At 44.6% G+C, this 561-nt stretch carries 1 protein-coding gene; it reads left to right on the top strand.

Going from position 1 to position 561, the window contains the following annotated elements; translation table 11 throughout:
* Positions 1-13: 13 nt before the first annotated feature.
* The coding region (locus A3735_RS08380; RefSeq protein WP_156499532.1) for a hypothetical protein at positions 14-561 on the top strand (548 nt) is incomplete at its 3' end.

A 561-nucleotide genomic window follows, 5' to 3' on the forward strand; every position in this document is an offset into this window, starting at 1 on the left:
GTATGGCTACTTTATGTATCCAGCTGCGTTAGGCGAAGCAACATTGACGGGCGGTGCATGGGATGGCGCAACGTGGACACCCTATAACCCAACCATTGACGAAATGACAAATCAATCCGGTCCTGTTGTTATGACTCGTGATAATACGGACTGGTTCGTCTATCGAACAGACTTCCCAGGTGCTTACCCTATGCTTATCAGTTTAGAGTTTGAGAATACTGGGCTTAGTGTCGGTGATGTGATCGCTTGCGAAACCTCTTCCTACCCTAGAATTGAAAGTACCGATCTTTCATTTAACCTTGATAGTGCTTCACTCTATACACCCCCTGAACCCGAAATTCCATCAGGTGAAAATATCGAAACTTGCACTATGTCAGCTATGCCAATGGTCGGTACGATTGATTACTCCACATCGCCCTGGACTATTAACTCAAACAATTTAAGTTCTTCTGGTGGTCAGGATTTCACCATCAATCTAGGCACAAACGAATATGGATTCTTCGCTTACCCTGCTGCCTTAGGCGAAGCCTATTTTTATGATCGGGATAACATGAATATCCT

Source organism: Oleiphilus sp. HI0061, from assembly GCF_001635675.1.